This is a genomic window from Bradyrhizobium sp. MI1.11, from assembly GCF_055811255.1.
Genome location: NZ_JBVVPM010000034.1, coordinates 42,710 through 61,912, shown reverse-complemented (window position 1 = coordinate 61,912; position 19,203 = coordinate 42,710). Strand labels below are relative to the sequence as shown.

Below are 19,203 nucleotides of genomic sequence, written 5' to 3'. Positions count from 1 at the left end.
ATTGAGTACCCGCATGGATCCGGACGGTGCCGTCAGCAATCTTCCGGAGCGGGGCATTCGTTGACGGTTGGGGTTGGTCATGGCTGAGCCGGCGAAGCTTGTCAGCGCGATATCGGATGCCGTGCCTGGCATTCCCGGCCTGGTGTGGGCGTTCCGCCTCCACGGCGACGGCAGTGCCGAGGCGCTACCGGTCGACCAGCCGATCGAGTTCAGCCACGACGGCCGGCTCTGGCTGCATTTCAACCTCACGGACACGCGCGCACGGCCGTGGATCGCCGCGTCGCAACTGCCGCCGTTGGCGCGCGAGCTGTTGCTCTCGAACGACACCTTCCAGCAGCTTCACGTCATCGACCACTGCGTCTACGGCGTGTTCTCCGACCTCGTGCGCGACATCGGCAGCGCGACGGAGGAGACCGCGTTCCTGCGCTTCGCCATGACCGAGCGGCTCCTGATCAGCGGCCGCCATCAGGCGCTGTGCTCGGCGGATGCGACACGCCGGGTGCTCGAAGGCGGCTACCGCGTCGACAATGTCGCCCATCTCCTCGAAAAGATCGTCGATGAGGTCGCCGACACGCTTGATAGGATGGCCGATAAGCTCGGTCAGGAGATCGACGAGATCGAGGAGCGGATTCTGGCCGACGACGCCAAGCCGGAGATGCGCCGCAATCTTGGCCGGCTGCGCCGGACCTGCGTCAGGCTGCATCGCCAGCTCACCGGCCTGCGTACGCTGTTCCATCGCCTCGACCAGAAGAACACCGACCACCTTTCGCCGGACCTGCGTATCCAGGCCGGCAAGCTGGCGCAGCGGCTGGACGGCCTCGACCACGACATCGTGGAGCTGCGCGAACGCAGCCGCCTGCTCGAGGAGGAGCTGCGCTTCAAGAACGAGGAGCAAAGCAACAACCACCTCCACACGCTCTCGATCGTGACCTCGCTGCTGCTTCCGCCGACGCTGATCACCGGCATCTTCGGCATGAACACCAAGGGCCTGCCTCTGACCGAGGTCGAGAGTGGATTTTTCTGGGCGGCTCTCCTGATGGCCTCGTCGGTCGGCGCGGCCTATCTCTTCATGCGGCGTACCGGTATCTTCAAGTAAAGCACGCCAGTCGGTATCAGCCGTGATCGGGACCGCACATCTATTTCCGCTGCGAAATGCGGCCGCGATTGTGCTGGCCTGGACGATCGCGAGCACCAGCGCGCTGGCCGGCGCCAAGGACGAGAACGCGGCGGAGTGGCTAGCTCCAAAATGGTTCAACGAGTGGCATGACGGCCTCGCCAACAAGGGCCTGAATTTCGGCGCCGCCTACATCGCCGACAACATTGGAAATTTGTCCGGCGGCGTTAGGCGCGGCGCTATCCATTTCGGCCGGCTCGATCTTTCGGTCGATGCCGATCTCGACAAGCTGGTCGGCTGGAGCGGCGGCCGCTTCTACGCCAACGCGTTCGTGATCTACGGGCGAGGCCTCAGTCGCAACTACATCATGAATCTCGCGACCATCAGCGAGATCGAGGCGTTGCCGGACCAGCGGCTCTACAATGCCTATTTCGAGCAGAGCTTCTTCAACGACCGCTTGAACATCAGGGCCGGCCAGCAGGCCGCCGATGTCGAGTTTTTCGACAGCCAGACCGACGATCTCTTCATCAACGGCACCTTCGGCTGGCCCGCGATCAAGGCCTCGAATCTCCCGGCCGGCGGCCCGGCACCGCCAATCGCAGTCCCCGGCATTCGCATCAAGGCCGCGCTGACCGATCAGATCACCGCGTTCGGTGCCGTGTTCAATGGCGATCCGTCAGGCCCGGGCAATCAGGATCCGCAGCTGCGCGACCATCATGGTCTTGCCTTCCGCGTCAACGACCCGCCTTGGGTGATCGGGCAGGTCCGCTTCAACTACGACCTCGATATCGGCGGCCGTTCGCTCGCCGGCAATTTTACGCCGGGCGCCTGGAAGCATTATGGCTCGTTCGACAGTCAGCGCTTCGCCACGGATGGGCGGTCGATCGCCGATGCCGACGGCAGCGGCATTCCGGCAAAGCTTCGCGGCAATTACGGTATCTTCGCGGTGATCGAGCAGGTGCTGTACCGGCCGCCGGAGGTCAGGGAGAGCACCACTTCGGCCTCGATCCCGGGTGTCACCGCGTTCGGCCGCATCGCCTACAGCCCGCCGGACCGCAACCTGATCGATCTCTATCTCGACGGCGGCATCGGCTTTGTCGGCTTCGTATCCGGTCGTCCGCTCGATCGCTTCGGCGTGGCGGCGGCCTACATGCGCATCTCGAACTCCGCGCGCAACCTCGACGTCGATACCCAATTCTTCACGGGCATCCAGAGCCCAGTGCGCAGCAACGAGACCCTGATCGAGATGATCTATGAGGCGCACATCAAGCCGGGCTGGCTGATCGCGCCGTACTTCCAATATGTGTTCCGTCCCTCGGGCGGCATCCCGAATCCGGACGACCCGAGCGGTGTTGCGCGGATTGGTGACGCCGCGGTCTTCGGCGTCACCACCACGATCAGGTACTAAGCCATCGCGGCTTGCGGCTTTGGCTTCGGTTGTCGCGAGAGCGTCAGCACGATCAGCGAGGCGAACACGCAGAGCGCGCCGGCGATGAAGAAGGCGGGCAGGTAGCTCTGATAGACCGTCCGCGAGAAACCGGCCCCGAAGGCGGCGGTGCCTGCACCGAGCTGGTGGCCGGCAAAGATCCAGCCGAACACCAGATTGGCGCGCTCGGGCCCAAATTTCTGCGCGGTGAGGCGCACCGTGGGCGGTACGGTTGCGATCCAGTCGAGCCCATAGAACATCGCGAAGATCGAGAGCCCATAGAACGAGAAATCGCTGAAGGGGAGGAAGATCAGCGAGAGCCCGCGCAAGCCGTAGTACCAGAACAGGAGGTAGCGGTTGTCGTAGCGGTCCGACAGCCAGCCCGACATGATGGTGCCGAAGAAGTCGAAGATGCCCATCGCGGCCAGCAAGCCCGCGGCCTGCACCTGCGGGATGCCGAAATCGAGGCACATCGGAATCAGATGCACCTGCACCAGGCCATTGGTGGATGCACCGCAGACGAAGAACGTCGCAAACAGGACCCAGAACGCGCTGCTCTTCGAGGCGTCGCGCAGCGTGCCGAGTGCAACGCCCGTGATCGAGCCATGGCTGACGGGCGGCGCGGGCAGGGGTGTGGTGCCTTTGTCGCCAAACGGGCGCAGGCCCAGATCGCTCGGACGGTCGCGCATCGCGAGCAGGACCGCCAGGGCAGAAACACCAAGCGCGATGCAGACGAAGCCGAGCGCAAGCCGCCAGCCGAAACGTTCGGTCAGGCTTGCCAGCAGCGGCAGGAACACGAGCTGACCGGTGGCGACGCTCGCGGTCATGATGCCGACGACGAGGCCGCGCCGTGCCGCGAACCAGCGCGTCGCGATGGTGGCGCCCAGCACCAGCGCAGTCATGCCGGTGCCGATCCCGATCACGACGCCCCACAGCGCGACGAGCTGCCAGACCTCTGTCATGCCGAGCGAGAGCACCAGCGCCGAGACCACGATGAGCTGTGCGGTCAGAGTGACGTTGCGCAGGCCGTAGCGGTTGAGCAGGGCAGCCGCGAACGGCGCCATCAGCCCGAACAGGATGAAGCGGATCGACAGCGCGGAGGAGATCTCCGCCGTGCTCCAGCCGAACTCCTTCTGAAGCGGAACGATGAACACGCCGGGCGCGCCGACCGTTCCGGCGCTGATCAGCGCGGTGAGGAAGGTTACGGCGACCATCACCCAGCCGTAGTGGATATTGCGGCGGCCGAGCGTCGCCGCGAGCCAGTTCGAGATCATTGGGCCTCAATCTTGATGGGCAGGATTTGAAACACCTGCGCGAGTTTGCAGAATGGCACGGGACGCGTCCGTCTGAAATGACGGAGTTCCCTCATTTCCGGACTTTTACGTCAGTGCGTCAGGCGCTCCACCGCGATCGCGGTGGCTTCGCCGCCGCCGATGCAGAGCGCCGCCACGCCGCGCTTGAGGTTTCGCGCCTCGAGCGCATGCAGCAGCGTCACGATCAGCCGTGCGCCGGTGGCGCCGATGGGATGGCCGAGCGCGCAGGCGCCGCCGTTGATGTTGAGCTTGTCGCGGGGAATGCCGAGATCGCGCTGGGCCGCCATCGCCACCACGGCGAAGGCTTCGTTGATCTCGAACAGATCGACATCGCCGGCGCTCCAACCGATCTTGTCGAGCAGCTTGCGGATCGCTGGGATCGGCGCCGTGGTGAACCATTGCGGCTCCTGGCTGTGGGTGGCGTGGCCCTTGATCTCTGCGAGAGCCGGCAGGCCGCTGCGATCGGCGAGCGAGCGCTTCGTCAGCACCAGCGCGGCGGCGCCGTCGGCGTTGGCGGAGGAGGCCGCCGGCGTGATGGTGCCGTTGGCGCGGAACGCCGGCTTCAGCCCGGGGATCTTTGCGGGATCGACCTTGATCGGATGCTCGTCATTGGCAACGATGCGGGGACCTGCCTTCTCGCTCAGCGTGATCGGCGCAATCTCGGCCTTGAACGCGCCGCCCTCGACCGCCTTGCGCGCGCGGCCCAATGTTTCCATCGCATAGGCGTCCTGGTCCTTGCGGGTGAACTGATAGGCTTCGGCGGTAGCCTCGCCGAAATCGCCCATGGAGCGGCCGGTCTCGTAGGCGTCTTCGAGGCCGTCCATCATCATGTGGTCGATAATGCGGTCGTGGCCGGCGCGGTAGCCGCCGCGCGCCTTGGCGAGCAGATACGGCGCATTGCTCATGCTTTCCATGCCGCCGGAGACGACGATCTCGGCCGAGCCGGCGCGGATGATGTCGTGCGCCAGCATGGTCGCCTTCATGCCGGAGCCGCAGACCTTGTTCACGGTGGTCGCGCCGGTGGCGTCGGGCAAGCCGGCGGCACGCGCGGCCTGGCGCGCCGGGGCCTGGCCCTGACCCGCGGGAAGGACGCAGCCCATGAAGACCTCGTCGACCTTCTCCGGCGCAAGCTTGGCACGCTCGAGTGCCGCGCCGATCACGTGCGATCCGAGCTTGTGCGCGGGGAGCGGCGACAGCTCGCCCATGAAGCGGCCGAGCGGGCTACGGACGGCGGAGACGATGACGACGGGATCGGCGGCTTCGGCCATGGAGGAGACTCCCTAAAATGTCACATATGTAAGATTATGATCATCATATGATGCGGCGCAAAAAATGCAACTGCGTCGGCATGAGAAAATCTTGTGGTTCGCATGAGATTTGGTCGTGCGAACGGAAGAGGTTGTCCCATAACCTGCTGTCATCGCCCGCGCAGGCGGGCGATCCAGTACGCCGAGGCGGTTGTGATTGAACCGATGGCGCTCGGAGTACTGGATGCCCCGCCTTCGCGGGGCATGACACCGTTGCTGATGGCTCTACCGCTTCCGATTCACAAACGCGCCCATCAGCCGCGTCGGCTCGTCCGTCAGGAACGACTCGCCGAAGACTTTGACGCTCAAATTCACCGACTCCGTCAGCGGCAGCTCCTCCCATTGCCGCAGTAGCGCTTTCTGCGAGCGCAGCGCCTCGGGGCCGCATTCGAGGAGGGCCTTCACGAGATGCTCGACCTCGGCATCGAGCCCGCCCTCCGGCGCGACCTTGTCGACCAGTCCCCACGCCAGAGCCGTCGCCGCGTCGATGTTCTCAGCGGTCATCACCAGCCAGCGCGCGCGGGCCCACCCGATCAGGCGCGGCAGCAGCGCGGCATGGATCACCGAGGGAATGCCGACCCGCACCTCCGGCATACCGAAATGCGCGTCATGGGCGGCGATGCGGAAATCGCAGGCGGCCGCGACTTCGAGCCCGCCGCCGAGGCACCAGCCGGGCATGCGCGCGATCATCGGGGCCGGGAAGGCGCGCACGGCCTCGCAGAGGTCGCGCAGGCGGCTGATGAAAGCCTCGGCGGACTTCTGGTCGAGCCTGGCCATCTCCTTGATGTCGGCGCCGCCGATCATGCTCTTCTCGCTCTGGCCGCGCAGCACCACGACCCGGATGCTGCGGTCGGACGAGAGCTGCTGCAAGCCTTCGCGCACCGCATCGGTGATGGGCGAGCCCAAAATGTTCAGCGAGCCGGCGTTGCAGATCGCGACATGAACGACGCCGCGCGCATCGCGCGTCACGCCGCAGTGGTGGTTGAGCATTTCCATGAGGGGATCTCTGAGTTCGTGGACGCGCGAATACGCCGGTCGGATCACACTTCCGGGCCGAAACGCATTGCTTGTCAAGCGGGCGGGGAGGGAGTTGCCAGCGCGAAGTCCGCGGCATAATATGATGTAAATCATACAAAGAGGCCGCAATGACCAACATCGATCAACTCGACCTGTTTTCGCCCGCGCAGCGGCGCGAGCGGGTGGTGGAGTGGCAGGTGCCTGCGCCGGTTGCGAAAGTGGCGATGGGCCTGTCAGGCATGGATGCGATGCTGGGCATCCGCGACGGAAGGCTGCCGCCGCCACCCTTTGCCAAGCTGATCGGCTTCGTCATGGCCGTGGTCGAGCCGGGCCGGATCGTCATGGAACTCGAACCGCGCGAGGATCTCGAGAACACCATCGGCCTCCTGCACGGAGCCACAGCCGCCGCGCTGATCGACACCGCCATGGGGTGTGCGATCTCGACCCGGCTGGAGCCCGGGCAGGGCTCCGTCACCCTCGATCTGAAAATGACCTTCCTGCGTCCGCTCTCGGTCCGGTCCGGGCTGATCTCCGCCGAAGGCAAGGTGATCAAGCTGGGACGCCAGACCAGCTACACCGAGGGCTCCGTCCGCGACGGTAAGGGGGCGCTTGCTGTGCACGCAACGGCGACCTTTTCCATGATCGGCAACAATTTTACCGGGAATTAATGCGCCGTCCTGCCGATATCCGTGTTATTAGATGACCTCCGACATCCAATGAGATCCGCATGCGCTATTCCCGGGAACACAAGCAGGAAACCCACGACCGCATCGTGAAGAAGGCCTCCGTGCGGCTGCGCGAAAAGGGCGCCCACGGCATCGGTGTCGCCGACCTCATGAAGGAAGCGGGCCTGACCCATGGCGGCTTCTACGCCCATTTCGATTCCCGCGAGGCGCTGGTGATCGAGGCCTTCGACTACGCCATGAATCGCTCGATGGAGCACTGGCGCAAGCAGTCCGATCAGGTCGCGCCGGAGAAGCAGCTCACTCAGATCGTCGAGACCTATCTCTCGACGGTGCATCGCGACAACCCCGGTCACGGTTGCTCGATCCCCGCGCTCGGCGCGGAGATCGCCCGCGAGAGCCCGAAGACGCGAAAGGCCTTTGCCGGCAAGCTCGACGAGATGATCGAGATGATCACGGACTTCATCCCGAATCTGCCGCGCAAGGCTGCGCGCAAGCAGGCGATCGCGACGCTGGCGACGATGGCCGGCACCATGTTGCTCGCGCGCATCGCCGGGTCGAGTGAGCTGTCGGACGAGGTGCTGAAGACGGGCAGGGACAGCGCGCTGGACGGCGCGCGGCGTGAGCCGAAGGCTGCGGTTGCAAAGAAGCCGAAGCAGAGCTAGGCCGAGGTGCCGTTGAATGCGTAGGGTGGGCTAGCCGAAGGCGTAACCCACCCTACGAAGTCCGCCCCGCAAACAACGTCCGCTCGCGCTCCACAATCTCGGAAATATAATCCGCCACCGCGCGGATCCGCGCCAGGTCCTTGCTGTCGGCGTGCATCAGCATCCAAAAGGTGCGGGTGATCGAGACCTCTTCCGCCAGCACCGCAATCAGCTTCGGATAGTCGGCCGCCATGAAGTGCGGCAGCACCGCAATACCGAAACCGGCGAGCGTGGCGTTGAGTTGCGCGATCAGATTGGCGCTACGCAAGCGTGCGGAGATCTTCGGCGACACCTGCGGCAGATAGTCGAGCTCGGGCGTGAACAACAGCTCCTCGATATAGCCGACGAAGCGATGCTGCGGCAGGACCTCGCGCGAGGTGATTTTCGGGAAGCGGTCGAGATAGGCGGGCGCGGCATAGAGTCCGAGGCGGTAGTCGAGCAGCTTGCGGCCGACGATGCGGCCTTCCTTCGGCATGGTCAGGCTGATGGCGATATCGGCCTCGCGCTTGGAGAGGCTGAACAGCCGCGCGGTGGCCACAAGTTGCAAATCGAGATCGGGATACCGGTCGGCGAACTGAGCGAGCCGCGGCGCCAGGAAGGCGGTCCCGAAGCCGTCGGGGGCGCCGATCCGCACCGTGCCGGTCAGCCGCGCCACGGAGCCACCGACCTGCTCCTGGTTGGCGACAATGGTCGATTCCATCGCTTCCGCGCTGTCGGCGACGCGCTGGCCGGCCTCTGTCAGCAGGTAACCGGTCTTGCGCCGGTCAAACAGCTTGGCCGAGAGGTGCTTTTCTAGCTGGTCGACGCGGCGGATCACGGTGGCATGGTCCACGCCGAGCTGCTTCGCCGCAGCCGAAACCGAGCCGCCCCGCACGATGGCCAGCACGAAGCGGAAGTCATCCCAGTCGATAGCGCCTTGATCCAGCATTTTCGCACATCTATGGTGCATTATCTCAGACTTGAATCCTATAAAATGCAGGTCGATAGGATTTGTCAAAGCGTTCAAGCTCGCCTTAAGGAGACGATTCCATGCGTTCAGTCGGACATTTCATTGGTGGCAAGGAGGTCAAGGGCACCTCGGGCCGCACCGCCGACGTTTTCGAGCCGATGACCGGTGACGTCCAGGCCAAGGTGGCGCTGGCGTCCAAGGCCGAGGTCCGCGCCGCCGTGGAAAACGCCCGCGCTGCTCAGCCGGAATGGGCTGCGACCAACCCGCAGCGCCGCGCCCGCGTCATGATGAAGTTCGTTGAGCTGGTGCAGCGCGACTACGACAAACTGGCCGAACTGCTCGCCCGCGAGCATGGCAAGACCGTTCCTGACGCCAAGGGCGACATCCAGCGCGGCCTCGAAGTGGCGGAATTCGCCTGCGGCATCCCGCATCTGATGAAGGGCGAATACACCGAAGGCGCCGGCCCCGGCATCGACATCTACTCGATGCGCCAGGCGCTCGGTGTCGTCGCCGGCATCACGCCATTCAATTTTCCGGCGATGATCCCGATGTGGAAGTTCGCGCCTGCGATTGCCTGCGGCAACGCCTTCATCCTGAAGCCGTCGGAGCGCGATCCCGGCGTGCCGATGATGCTCGCGGAACTGATGATCGAGGCGGGCCTGCCGGCCGGCATCCTCAATGTCGTCAACGGCGACAAGGAAGCGGTCGACGCCATCCTCGACGATCCCGATATCAAGGCCGTCGGCTTCGTCGGCTCCACGCCGATCGCGCAATACATCTACGAACGCGCCGCCCAGACCGGGAAGCGCTGCCAGTGTTTTGGCGGGGCCAAGAACCACGCCATCATCATGCCCGACGCCGACATGGACCAGGCGGTCGACGCACTGATCGGCGCCGGTTACGGTTCGGCCGGCGAACGCTGTATGGCCGTGTCCGTCGCGGTCCCGGTCGGCAAGTCCACTGCCGACCGCTTGATGGAAAAGCTGGTCCCGCGCGTCGAGTCGCTCAAGATCGGCACCTCGATCGATCCGTCGGCCGATTACGGTCCGTTGGTGACGCGCGAGGCGGTCGAGAAGGTGAAGGGCTATATCGACATCGGCATCAAGGAAGGCGCGACGCTCGCCGTCGACGGTCGGGGCTTCAAGATGCAGGGCTACGAGAATGGCTTCTATCTCGGCGGTTCGCTGTTCGACAACGTCACCAAGGACATGCGAATCTACAAGGAAGAGATTTTTGGCCCCGTGCTCTCGGTCGTGCGCGCGCATGACTACAAGGAAGCGCTGGCGCTGCCGTCGGAGCATGACTACGGCAACGGCGTTGCGATCTTCACCCGCGACGGCGATGCCGCGCGCGACTTCGCGGCCAAGGTCAATGTCGGCATGGTCGGCATCAACGTGCCGATCCCGGTGCCGATCGCCTATTACACCTTCGGCGGCTGGAAGAAGTCCGGCTTCGGCGATCTCAACCAGCACGGTCCGGATTCGGTCCGCTTCTACACCAAGACCAAGACGGTGACCTCGCGCTGGCCGTCCGGTGTCAAGGAAGGCGCGGAGTTCTCGATCCCGCTGATGAAGTAAGGCTGTAGCCCAGCCCGTCATTGCGAGCGTAGCGAAGCAATCCAGACTTTCTCCTCGGACACATTGGATTGCTTCGTCGCTTCGCTCCTCGCAATGACGAGAACAGTGAGCAGCCCATCATGCAGTTCGCTCTGAACGAGGATCAGATCGCGGTTCGCGACATGGCGTTGGCGTTTGCGGCGGAAAAGATCGCGCCGTTCGCGCTGCGCTGGGACGAGGAGAAGCATTTTCCCGTCGAAGTGATGCGCGAGGCAGCAGCGCTTGGCATGGGCGGCATCTATATCCGCGACGATGTCGGCGGCTCCGCCATGTCGCGGTTCGACGCGGCGCTGATCTTCGAGGCGCTGGCGACGGGCTGTCCGACCACCTCGGCCTTCATCTCCATCCACAACATGGCGTCCTGGATGATCGATGCCTACGGCAGCGACACCCAGCGCCACACATGGTTGCCCAAGCTCTGCACCATGGAGCTGATTGCTAGCTACTGCCTGACCGAGCCTGGCGCCGGCTCGGACGCGGCAGCGCTGCGCACCCGCGCCGTGCGCGACGGCGATCATTACGTCCTCAACGGCCAGAAACAGTTCATCTCCGGCGCTGGCGGCACCGATCTGCTGGTCGCGATGGTGCGCACCGGCGGCGATGGCCCCGGCGGCATCTCGACGCTGGTGATCGACGGCAAGACGCCGGGCGTCTCGTTCGGCGCCAACGAGCGCAAGATGGGCTGGAACGCGCAGCCGACCCGCGCCGTGATCTTCGAGAACGCCCGCGTGCCGGTCGCCAATCGCTTGAGCGAGGAGGGTGTCGGCTTCAAGATCGCGATGGCCGGCCTCGACGGCGGCCGTCTGAACATCACGGCCTGCTCGCTCGGCGGCGCGCAGACCGCGCTGGACAAGGCGCGCGCCTACATGAAAGAGCGCAAAGCGTTCGGCAAGCGTCTCGACGAATTCCAGGCGCTGCAATTCAAGCTCGCCGACATGGCGATCGAACTCGAGGCCGCACGCACGTTCCTGTGGCGTGCCGCCGCCGCGCTGGATCGCAAGGACCCCGACGCCACCATGCTCTGCGCGATGGCCAAACGCTTCGGCACCGATGTCGGCTTTGAGGTCGCCAACCAGGCGCTCCAGCTTCATGGCGGATACGGCTATCTCAGCGAATACGGCATCGAGAAGATCGTGCGCGATTTGCGCGTGCACCAGATTCTCGAAGGCACCAATGAAATCATGCGGCTGATCGTGGCGCGCAAATTGATCGAGGGCGCACGATGAGTGGAGTGGAGGAGGGCGATCTGGTCGCACGGGTCGAGGGCTCGGCCGGCATTGTCAGGCTCAACCGTCCGAAGGCGATCAACGCCGTGACGCTGGAGATGTTTCGCGACATCGATAAGGCGCTCGACCGTTTTGAGGCCGATCCAGCCGTTGCCGTGATCGTGCTGGAAGGTGCCGGCGAGCGCGGCCTGTGTGCCGGCGGCGACATTCGCGCGCTCTGGGAGAGCTCGAAGGTCGACGGCGATCTCGGCAAGATTCTGTGGCGAGAAGAGTACATCCTCAACGCCCGGATCAAGAAATTCCCGAAACCCTATGTCGCCTTCATGGACGGCATTGTGATGGGCGGCGGCGTCGGACTCTCGGCGCATGCGAGCCATCGCATCGTCACCGACCGCACCAGGCTTGCGATGCCCGAGGTCGGGCTCGGTTTCTTTCCCGACGTCGGCGGCACCTGGCTGTTGTCACGCTCGCCGGGCGAGATCGGCACTTATTTTGGCCTGACCGGCCAGACCATGAACGGCCCCGATGCGATCCACGCCAGGTTTGCCGATGCGGAGGTACCGGCGGCCAAATGGCCCGAGTTGCGCGACGCGCTGACCAAGGTTCGCCAGGGCGTCACCGCGGCCGATGTCAGCAAGCTCATCAACGGTTTTGCGACGGGGGAGACCGCGGGGCCGGTCGCCGCAAAGGAGCCGGCGATCGACGCACTGTTCGGCTTCGACCGCATGGAAGACATTTTTGCCGCGCTGAAGCGCGACGGTTCCGAGTTCGCGCTGGCGACATTGAAGAGGCTCAACGAAAAATCGCCGCGCGGCATGGTGGTGACGCTCAAGCTGCTGCGGCTCGGGCGCACCGCGTCGAGCCTGGAAGAATGCCTGGTGCGCGAATATCGCGCTGCGCTGGAAGTTTTCCGCAGCGACGACTTTCGCGAAGGCGTGCGCGCCGCCGTGATCGACAAGGATCGCAATCCGACCTGGTCGCCGCCCCGCATCGAGGATGTCACTCCGGACCTGCTTGCGCCGTATCTCGCCGAGATTGGCGCCGACGAATTGAAGTTCAACTAACCAACGAAACGTTCAGCGGAGGAAACCAAGATGGCCACGATCGCATTCATCGGTCTCGGCAACATGGGCGGGCCCATGGCCGCCAATCTGGTCAAGGCCGGCCACAAGGTCGTCGCTTTCGACCTCGCCGAGGCCTCCCGGAACCAGGCCAAGGCCGACGGTGCCGGCATCGCCGACAGCGCGGCGGGCGCCGTGAAGGGCGCCGATGTGGTCGTCACCATGCTGCCGGCCGGCAAGCATGTGCTCGGCGTGTGGGGCGAGGTCGTTCCTGTCATGACCAAGGGCGCGTTGGTCATCGACTCCTCCACCATCGACGTCGAGAGCGCGCGCCAGGCGCATGCGCTGGCGGCCAAAAGCGGCGTGCTTTCGGTCGACGCGCCGGTCTCCGGCGGCACCGGCGGCGCCAAGGGTGCGACGCTCACCTTCATGTGCGGCGGCGAGGACAACGCGTTTGCAGCGGCAAAGCCCGTGCTGGAGAACATGGGCAAGAAGATCGTGCATTGCGGCGGGGCCGGCGCAGGCCAGGCGGCAAAAATCTGCAACAACATGATCCTTGGCATTTCCATGATCGCCGTGAGCGAGGCGTTCGCGCTGGCCGAGAAGCTCGGGCTCTCGCACCAGGCGCTGTTCGATGTGGCCTCGACCTCGTCGGGCCAGTGCTGGTCGCTGACGACCTATTGCCCGGTGCCCGGTCCAGTGCCGACCTCGCCCGCCAACAACGGCTACAAGCCGGGCTTTGCCTCGGCGCTGATGGTGAAGGATCTGACGCTGGCGCAGGACGCGGCGAAGGCCGCGGGCGCCGCAACCCCGCTCGGCAAGCATGCGCAGGAGATCTATCAGTCATTCGACGCAGCCGGCCACGGCGGGGTGGATTTTTCCGGAATTATCGAGCACGTTAGGAGTCTAGCCGGGAAAGCTTGATGACGACATTTCAGGAAGCGCGCGCGCTTCTGCTTCACAACCGCACGGACTATGAGACAGCGGTCAAGGACTTCCGCTGGCCTGATCCGGTCCCCTTCAACTGGGCACTCGACTGGTTCGACGCCGAGCTGGCGGCGAATGCGGACAGCAAGGATCGTCCTGCGCTTTGGATCGTCGATGCCGCGCAGGACCGGCAGACCAAGCTCTCGTTCGGGGCGTTGTCACGCCGCTCCAACCAGGTCGCGAATTTCCTCCGAGCACAGGGCTTGAAGCGCGGCGATCATCTCCTGCTGCTGCTCGGCAATGTCGTTCCGCTGTGGGAGACGATGCTGGCCGCGATGAAGCTCGGCGTCGTCGTGATTCCCGCAACGACGCTGCTCACCGCCGACGAGCTCCGCGACCGGCTCGATCGCGGCAAGGCGAAGGCGGTGGTGGCAGCGCAGGACCAGGTTGCGAAGTTTGCCAGTCTTGGCGCCGAGAATATCGTCCGCATCGTCGTAGGCGAGGCCTCCGATGGCTGGCTTTCCTATGATGACGCGGCAGAGGCGTCGGAGAGCTTTGCAGCGGACGGTCCGACCAACGCTGACGACCCGATGCTGCTCTATTTCACCTCGGGCACCACGGCAAAGCCAAAACTGGTTCGGCACAGCCAGCGCAGTTATCCCGTCGGCCATCTCTCGACCATGTATTGGATCGGGTTGAAGCCCGGCGACGTCCATCTCAACATCTCCTCACCCGGCTGGGCCAAGCATGCCTGGAGCTGCTTCTTCGCGCCGTGGAACGCGGGCGCAACCGTCTTTGTGGCCAATCAGCCGCGCTTCGACGCCAAGGGGCTGCTTGCCACCATCGGCCGCTGCGGCGTCACTACGCTGTGCGCGCCGCCGACGGTGTGGCGGCTGTTCATCCAGGAGAACTTGGCGTCGTTCAAGGTGGCCTTGCGCGAGGTCTGCGGCGCCGGCGAGCCGCTCAATCCTGAGGTGATCGACCAGGTGCAGGCCGCCTGGGGCCTCACCATTCGCGACGGTTACGGCCAGACTGAAACGACGGCGCTCGCCGGCAACTCGCCGGGGCAAAAGATCAAGATCGGCTCGATGGGCCGGCCGCTGCCGGGCTATCGCGTGCAGGTCAGCGACGCCGATGGTCATCCGGCCAAGGAGGGCGAGGTGGCTCTGGTGCTCGGCGAAAACCGTCCCGCCGGCCTGATGCAGGGCTATCAGGGCGACAACGGCGGGCTGTCCGGCGCCGAAGGCGAGCTCTATCGCAGCGGCGACGTCGTGTTCGAGGACGATGACGGCTATCTCACTTTCGTCGGCCGGTCCGACGACGTGTTCAAATCCTCCGACTATCGCATCAGCCCGTTCGAACTTGAGAGCGTGTTGCTCGAGCACGAGCTCGTCGCGGAAGCCGCAGTCGTGCCGAGCCCGGATCCGATCCGGCTCGCGATTCCCAAGGCCTTTGTGCTGCTGACATCCGGCGCGGAGCGCTCGCCGGACACCGCGCTCTCCATCTTCAAGCATCTGCACACGCGCCTGGCGCCGTTCAAGCGCATCCGCCGCCTCGAGATCGTCACGGAGCTGCCGAAGACGATCTCGGGTAAGATCCGCCGCGTCCAGCTCAGACGTCTCGAGCGTGACGACGATCGCAACGATCCCCTGCGCGGCCGGGAATTCCGCGAAGAGGATTTTCCGGAGCTGCCGAAAACACGGAGTGAGACCTAAGTGAACGAAGTCTGGAAGAAGCCGCCGATTACGCTTCAGGCCTACCAAGCCATGGTCGGCAAGGAGATCGGCGTGTCGTCATGGCACCTGGTCGATCAGCCACGCATCGACACCTATGCCGACGTGATCGAGGATCATCAGTTCATTCACGTCGACCCGGAGCGTGCGAAGAAGGAGACGGCGTTCGGCACCACCATTGCGCACGGTTTCCTGACGATGTCGCTGCTGTCGATCATGTCCTACGAGGTGATGCCCGTCATCGCGGGCACCACGATGGGCGTCAACTACGGTTTCGACAAGCTGCGTTTCATCTCGCCGGTGCGTTCAGGAAAACGCGTTCGCGGCCGTTTCGTGCTGGCGGAAGCCAAGCTGCGCAAGCCGAATGAATTGCAGTCGCGCACCAACGTCACCGTGGAAATCGAAGGCGAGGACAAGCCCGCGCTGGTCGCGGACTGGCTCGGGTTGATCTATTTCGCCTGACGCTGCCGGGCTTGACCCGGCAACCCATCGCTGCTCAAAAGCTGTCCAAATCGGTGCGCTCGAACCCTCTCCCCTTGTGGGAGAGGGTGCCTCGCGGAACGCGAGGCGGGTGAGGGGTCTCTCTCCGCGAGCACATCCGTTGCGAGAGACCCCTCATCCGGCGCTTCGCGCCACCTTCTCCCACAAGGGGAGAAGGAAGAAGAAGCAGGAACTGCACTCATGGCAATCAGGTTCGACGGACGCGTCGCCATCGTCACCGGCGCGGGCAATGGTCTGGGGCGCGCGCATGCGCTGGGATTGGCAAGCCGCGGCGCCAAGGTCGTGGTCAACGATTTCGGCGGCGCGCGCGACGGCAGCGGCGGTTCGCTGTCGCCGGCGGAAGCCGTGGTCGAGGAGATCCGTAAAGCGGGCGGCATCGCCATGGCCGACGGCGCCGACGTCTCCAATTTCGAGCAGGTCACGGCGATGGTTGAGCGCGCCACCAAGGAATGGGGCAGCGTCGACCTCTTGTGTGCCAATGCCGGCATTTTGCGCGACAAGTCGTTCGGCAAGATGGAAGCGGCCGATTTCCAGAAGGTGCTCGACGTGCACCTCGTCGGGACCTTTTATTGCTGCAAGGCGGCCTGGGCCGGCATGCGCGATCGCAACTATGGCCGCATCGTCCTGACGACGTCGTCCTCCGGCCTCTACGGCAATTTCGGCCAGGCCAATTACGGTGCGGCCAAGTCCGGCATGGTCGGCCTGATGAACGTGCTGGCGGAAGAGGGCCGCAAGACCGACATCCGTGTCAACATCATCTCGCCGACGGCGGCAACCCGCATGACGGAAGAGCTGCTGCCGCCGCAGGCGCTGCAGTTGATGAAGCCGAACGCGATCACGCCCGCGGTCGAGTACATGCTGAGCGAGGACGCGCCGACCCGCACCATCATGGGCGCCGGCGCCGGCTCGTTCGCGGTAATCAAGATCGTCGAGAGCGAAGGCATCAACCTGCCGGAATCCGAGTGGACCCCGGACGCGGTCGCGGCGCATTTCGCCGAGATCAGCGACATGTCGAAGGCGAAGGCGCTGCAGGGGGCTTTCGAGCAGACGCAGAAATATGTGGCGCAAGCCGCTGCGCGTGCCGGGGTAAAACTCTGACAGCCGTCGCCGTCATCGGCGCCGGCCCTGCCGGGCTGATAGCGGCCGAAGTGCTCGTGCAGGGTGGTGCTCGCGTCACCGTCTACGATTCGATGCCGTCCGCTGGCCGGAAATTCCTGATGGCCGGCCGCGGCGGGCTCAATCTCACCCACAGCGAACCGCTGCCGCAGTTCATCACGCGCTACCGCGAGGCGGCGCAGAGGTTGCAGGCTGCGATCGACGCGTTTCCGCCGGACGCGCTGCGCGCGTGGAGCGAGGCGCTGGGCGAGCCGACTTTTGTCGGCTCCAGCGGGCGTGTGTTTCCGAAAGCGTTCAAGGCGTCGCCCTTGCTGCGCGCCTGGCTGCGACGCCTCGATGCGGCCGGCGTCCGCTTTGCCTTTCGCCAGCGCTGGATGGGGTGGGATAGAGACGGACAACTGGTCTTTGACACACCCGGCGGCGGCGCCGCCATCGCCGCGGATGCCACGGTGCTGGCACTCGGCGGCGCAAGCTGGCCGCGACTAGGCTCCGATGGCGGCTGGACGACGATCCTCGCCGACAAAGGCGTTGCGATCTCGCCGCTGCGGCCGGCGAACTGCGGCTTCACCGTCGCCTGGTCCGAAATCTTCAGCACGCGCTTCGAAGGCCAACCGCTCAAGGCCATCGCGCTGTCCTTCGGCCCACAGCGCGCGCGCGGCGAGGCCATGATCACAACCGGCGGGATCGAAGGCGGGGCGATCTATGCGTTGTCGGCCGAACTGCGCGAGGCGATTGCGGCGAACGGCGAAGCGGTCCTGCACGTCGCGTTGCGGCCGGATGTCCATCATGGCGAACTCGTCCAGCGCCTATCCGCCGCGCGCGGCAAGCAATCGTTCTCCAATTTCCTGCGCAAGGCTGCACAGCTGTCTCCGGTCGCGGTCGGGCTGTTGCAGGAAGCTGCCATCAGTGCCGGCCAGTCGTTGTCGGCGATGTCGGCTGAGCGATTGGTGGAGCTCATCAACGCCGTGCCGGTCAAGCTCACGGGCGTCGCGCCAATCGCGCGCGCGATCTCCAGCGCCGGCGGGATTTCCTTCGATGAACTCGACTCGGAATTCATGATCCGCAAGCTGCCGGGCGTGTTCGCGGCCGGAGAGATGCTGGACTGGGAGGCGCCGACGGGTGGCTATTTGCTCCAGGCCTCGTTCGCGACGGGGGCTGCGGCGGGTAGGGGTGTGTTGCGACGGCTCGCCCAATTGTCGCCCTGACCATCCCGTCATGACGTTCCGGTCCGGGTTGCGAGATCCGTGAGGAGGCCGAGCACGCCGAAGCTTGCCGCCACTGCGCAGACCATCGTCCAGCCGCCAAAACTCCAGGCCAGCGATGCCGCCGCCGCGCCGACGCCACCGCCAATGAAGAACAGCGCGACGAACAGGCCGTTCATGCGACCGCGGGCCTCGGGGCGCAACAGGTTGATGGCGCGACGGCCCAACGTCTGGTCGGTGGTGATGCCGACGTCGAGCAGGATCGTGCCGAGGCTCAGGACCAGCAGACCGGTGATCTGGGATTCAAGCACGCTCGCCCAGGCACAGAGCGCAAGCGACCCGATGATGAGCAGATGGGCGGCAAAGAACATCGGCCGCGCCCGGCCCCTGTCGCCCCAGCGGCCGGCCATCGGTGTCGCCGCGGCGCCCGCCACGCCGATCAGTGCGAAGGCGGCAACTCCCTTGGCGTCGAGGTCGAACGGCGCCTCCGGCAGCCGCAGCGCGACCGCCGACCAGAACGCCGTGAAGGAAGCCATGACCAGCGATGCGGTCCAGGCCCGCACGCGGAGCACGGGCTCTTCGCGGAGCAGTCTTGGAAAGGACAGGAGCAAGTCGGCGTAGCTCGCGCGTCCCGTCGGTCGAAGGGTTGGAAGGTAGCGGGCGAGCGCGCAGGCAAGCAGGGTCATCAGAATGGCCGAGACGACATAGTAGGCGCGCCAGCTCCAGAGATCGGCGATCAGGCTCGCCGCAGGTCGCGACAACAGGATGCCGATCATCAATCCGCCCATCACCTCGCCGATGGCCTGGCCGCGGCGATCCGGCGCCACCATCGATGCGACAAGCGGAACTATCATCTGGATCGCCGCGCAGCAGGCGCCGAGGATGAAGGTGGCGAGCAGCAGGAGCGCGGGCGTCGGCGCGAGCGCCGTCGCCACGGCGGCGAGGATCGCGCAGCCAAGCGTGCGGAGGATGACAAGCCGGTTCTCGACCAGATCGACCAGAGGCACGAGCAGCAGCAGGCCGAGTGCGTAGCCGAGCAAGGTCAGCGTGCTGATCAGGCCCGCCTGCCACGCGGGCATGGACATTGACCGGCCGATCAGGCCGAGCAGGATCTGCGGCGCGAACAGATTGGTGACGACGACACCGGCGGTGATCGCGCCGAGCCAGATCAGCGGCCGCTCGGCGAGCTGGTTTCGGGGCGCGGGCCTGGTGGTTTCGGAGATAGTCATGGGACCTCGCAGCTGTGGCGCGGGACCCTTTAAGCGGACCGAGCAATATGCTACAATTCAAATAAGCCGATAAAGAATA

At 65.1% G+C, this 19,203-nt stretch carries 17 protein-coding genes; 12 read left to right on the top strand and 5 right to left on the bottom strand.

The window, feature by feature from the left end; translation table 11 throughout:
- Nucleotides 1–79: 79 nt before the first annotated feature.
- Complete coding sequence (locus tag AC0L30_RS28585) at nucleotides 80–1,096, top strand: transporter (protein ID WP_473367138.1); 1,017 nt, start codon at nucleotides 80–82, stop codon at nucleotides 1,094–1,096.
- 22 nt (nucleotides 1,097–1,118) lie between these two features.
- The gene (locus AC0L30_RS28580; protein WP_007592273.1) at nucleotides 1,119–2,522 is read left to right on the top strand and encodes a carbohydrate porin; all 1,404 of its coding nucleotides are present in this window, start codon (nucleotides 1,119–1,121) and stop codon (nucleotides 2,520–2,522) included.
- Here AC0L30_RS28580 and AC0L30_RS28575 read toward each other — a convergent pair.
- From AC0L30_RS28575 to AC0L30_RS28565, 3 genes are all read right to left on the bottom strand, one after another.
- Nucleotides 2,519–3,814: an MFS transporter gene (locus tag AC0L30_RS28575; RefSeq protein ID WP_473367139.1), complete on the bottom strand. Its 1,296-nt coding sequence runs from the start codon at nucleotides 3,812–3,814 to the stop codon at nucleotides 2,519–2,521. The genes AC0L30_RS28580 and AC0L30_RS28575 overlap by 4 nt on opposite strands.
- A gap of 110 nt (nucleotides 3,815–3,924) precedes the next feature.
- Nucleotides 3,925–5,121 (bottom strand): acetyl-CoA C-acyltransferase, encoded by a 1,197-nt coding sequence (locus AC0L30_RS28570; protein ID WP_007592270.1) that lies wholly within the window; start codon nucleotides 5,119–5,121, stop codon nucleotides 3,925–3,927.
- A 264-nt stretch (nucleotides 5,122–5,385) separates the two neighbouring features.
- The gene (locus AC0L30_RS28565) at nucleotides 5,386–6,156 is read right to left on the bottom strand and encodes an enoyl-CoA hydratase (protein WP_007592268.1); all 771 of its coding nucleotides are present in this window, start codon (nucleotides 6,154–6,156) and stop codon (nucleotides 5,386–5,388) included.
- A gap of 149 nt (nucleotides 6,157–6,305) precedes the next feature.
- Here AC0L30_RS28565 and AC0L30_RS28560 point away from each other — a divergent pair, with 149 nt between their 5' ends.
- Both AC0L30_RS28560 and AC0L30_RS28555 read left to right on the top strand, forming a co-directional pair.
- A complete protein-coding gene (locus tag AC0L30_RS28560) occupies nucleotides 6,306–6,845 on the top strand; it encodes a PaaI family thioesterase (protein ID WP_007592266.1) in 540 nt (179 codons plus the stop codon).
- A gap of 59 nt (nucleotides 6,846–6,904) precedes the next feature.
- Complete coding sequence (locus AC0L30_RS28555; RefSeq protein WP_007592265.1) at nucleotides 6,905–7,525, top strand: TetR/AcrR family transcriptional regulator; 621 nt, start codon at nucleotides 6,905–6,907, stop codon at nucleotides 7,523–7,525.
- A gap of 52 nt (nucleotides 7,526–7,577) precedes the next feature.
- On the opposite strand, the gene AC0L30_RS28550 is transcribed toward AC0L30_RS28555, so the two are convergent.
- Nucleotides 7,578–8,492, bottom strand: a complete 915-nt coding sequence (locus AC0L30_RS28550) for a LysR family transcriptional regulator (RefSeq protein WP_473405738.1) — start codon at nucleotides 8,490–8,492, stop codon at nucleotides 7,578–7,580.
- A gap of 101 nt (nucleotides 8,493–8,593) precedes the next feature.
- Between AC0L30_RS28550 and AC0L30_RS28545 the strand changes: the two genes are divergently transcribed.
- The 8 genes from AC0L30_RS28545 (at nucleotide 8,594) to AC0L30_RS28510 (ending at nucleotide 17,898) form a co-directional block, all read left to right on the top strand.
- Nucleotides 8,594–10,090 carry a CoA-acylating methylmalonate-semialdehyde dehydrogenase gene (locus AC0L30_RS28545; protein WP_007592262.1) on the top strand — a complete coding sequence of 499 codons (1,497 nt, stop codon included), beginning with the start codon at nucleotides 8,594–8,596 and terminating at the stop codon, nucleotides 10,088–10,090.
- 119 nt (nucleotides 10,091–10,209) lie between these two features.
- Nucleotides 10,210–11,355, top strand: coding sequence for an isobutyryl-CoA dehydrogenase (locus tag AC0L30_RS28540; protein ID WP_007592260.1), 1,146 nt, complete (start codon nucleotides 10,210–10,212; stop codon nucleotides 11,353–11,355).
- The gene (locus AC0L30_RS28535) at nucleotides 11,352–12,419 is read left to right on the top strand and encodes an enoyl-CoA hydratase/isomerase family protein (RefSeq protein ID WP_219683316.1); all 1,068 of its coding nucleotides are present in this window, start codon (nucleotides 11,352–11,354) and stop codon (nucleotides 12,417–12,419) included. The genes AC0L30_RS28540 and AC0L30_RS28535 overlap by 4 nt, the downstream gene beginning before the upstream one ends.
- 30 nt (nucleotides 12,420–12,449) lie before the next feature.
- Nucleotides 12,450–13,340 (top strand): 3-hydroxyisobutyrate dehydrogenase, encoded by an 891-nt coding sequence (gene mmsB, locus AC0L30_RS28530; protein WP_473367141.1) that lies wholly within the window; start codon nucleotides 12,450–12,452, stop codon nucleotides 13,338–13,340.
- A complete protein-coding gene (locus AC0L30_RS28525; RefSeq protein WP_007592255.1) occupies nucleotides 13,340–15,058 on the top strand; it encodes an AMP-binding protein in 1,719 nt (572 codons plus the stop codon). The genes mmsB and AC0L30_RS28525 overlap by 1 nt, the downstream gene beginning before the upstream one ends.
- On the top strand, nucleotides 15,059–15,538 hold the full coding sequence (locus tag AC0L30_RS28520; protein WP_027517414.1) for a MaoC family dehydratase: 480 nt from the start codon (nucleotides 15,059–15,061) through the stop codon (nucleotides 15,536–15,538).
- Nucleotides 15,539–15,757: 219 nt separating this feature from the next.
- On the top strand, nucleotides 15,758–16,675 hold the full coding sequence (locus tag AC0L30_RS28515) for an SDR family NAD(P)-dependent oxidoreductase (RefSeq protein WP_007592248.1): 918 nt from the start codon (nucleotides 15,758–15,760) through the stop codon (nucleotides 16,673–16,675).
- Entirely contained in the window at nucleotides 16,672–17,898 is a 1,227-nt protein-coding gene (locus tag AC0L30_RS28510) for a BaiN/RdsA family NAD(P)/FAD-dependent oxidoreductase (RefSeq protein WP_007592246.1), read from the top strand. The genes AC0L30_RS28515 and AC0L30_RS28510 overlap by 4 nt, the downstream gene beginning before the upstream one ends.
- Nucleotides 17,899–17,906: 8 nt before the next feature.
- On the opposite strand, the gene AC0L30_RS28505 is transcribed toward AC0L30_RS28510, so the two are convergent.
- Complete coding sequence (locus AC0L30_RS28505) at nucleotides 17,907–19,124, bottom strand: MFS transporter (RefSeq protein ID WP_473405737.1); 1,218 nt, start codon at nucleotides 19,122–19,124, stop codon at nucleotides 17,907–17,909.
- Nucleotides 19,125–19,203 lie beyond the last annotated feature (79 nt).

Coding starts and splice junctions, on each gene's coding strand:
- AC0L30_RS28585 (WP_473367138.1), top strand. CDS start 80: ATGGCTGAGCCGGCGAAGCTTGTCAGCGCGATATCGGATGCCGTGCCT.
- AC0L30_RS28575 (WP_473367139.1), bottom strand. CDS start 3,814: ATGATCTCGAACTGGCTCGCGGCGACGCTCGGCCGCCGCAATATCCAC.
- AC0L30_RS28570 (WP_007592270.1), bottom strand. CDS start 5,121: ATGGCCGAAGCCGCCGATCCCGTCGTCATCGTCTCCGCCGTCCGTAGC.
- AC0L30_RS28565 (WP_007592268.1), bottom strand. CDS start 6,156: ATGGAAATGCTCAACCACCACTGCGGCGTGACGCGCGATGCGCGCGGC.
- AC0L30_RS28560 (WP_007592266.1), top strand. CDS start 6,306: ATGACCAACATCGATCAACTCGACCTGTTTTCGCCCGCGCAGCGGCGC.
- AC0L30_RS28555 (WP_007592265.1), top strand. CDS start 6,905: ATGCGCTATTCCCGGGAACACAAGCAGGAAACCCACGACCGCATCGTG.
- AC0L30_RS28550 (WP_473405738.1), bottom strand. CDS start 8,492: ATGCTGGATCAAGGCGCTATCGACTGGGATGACTTCCGCTTCGTGCTG.
- AC0L30_RS28545 (WP_007592262.1), top strand. CDS start 8,594: ATGCGTTCAGTCGGACATTTCATTGGTGGCAAGGAGGTCAAGGGCACC.
- AC0L30_RS28540 (WP_007592260.1), top strand. CDS start 10,210: ATGCAGTTCGCTCTGAACGAGGATCAGATCGCGGTTCGCGACATGGCG.
- AC0L30_RS28535 (WP_219683316.1), top strand. CDS start 11,352: ATGAGTGGAGTGGAGGAGGGCGATCTGGTCGCACGGGTCGAGGGCTCG.
- mmsB (WP_473367141.1), top strand. CDS start 12,450: ATGGCCACGATCGCATTCATCGGTCTCGGCAACATGGGCGGGCCCATG.
- AC0L30_RS28525 (WP_007592255.1), top strand. CDS start 13,340: ATGACGACATTTCAGGAAGCGCGCGCGCTTCTGCTTCACAACCGCACG.
- AC0L30_RS28515 (WP_007592248.1), top strand. CDS start 15,758: ATGGCAATCAGGTTCGACGGACGCGTCGCCATCGTCACCGGCGCGGGC.
- AC0L30_RS28505 (WP_473405737.1), bottom strand. CDS start 19,124: ATGACTATCTCCGAAACCACCAGGCCCGCGCCCCGAAACCAGCTCGCC.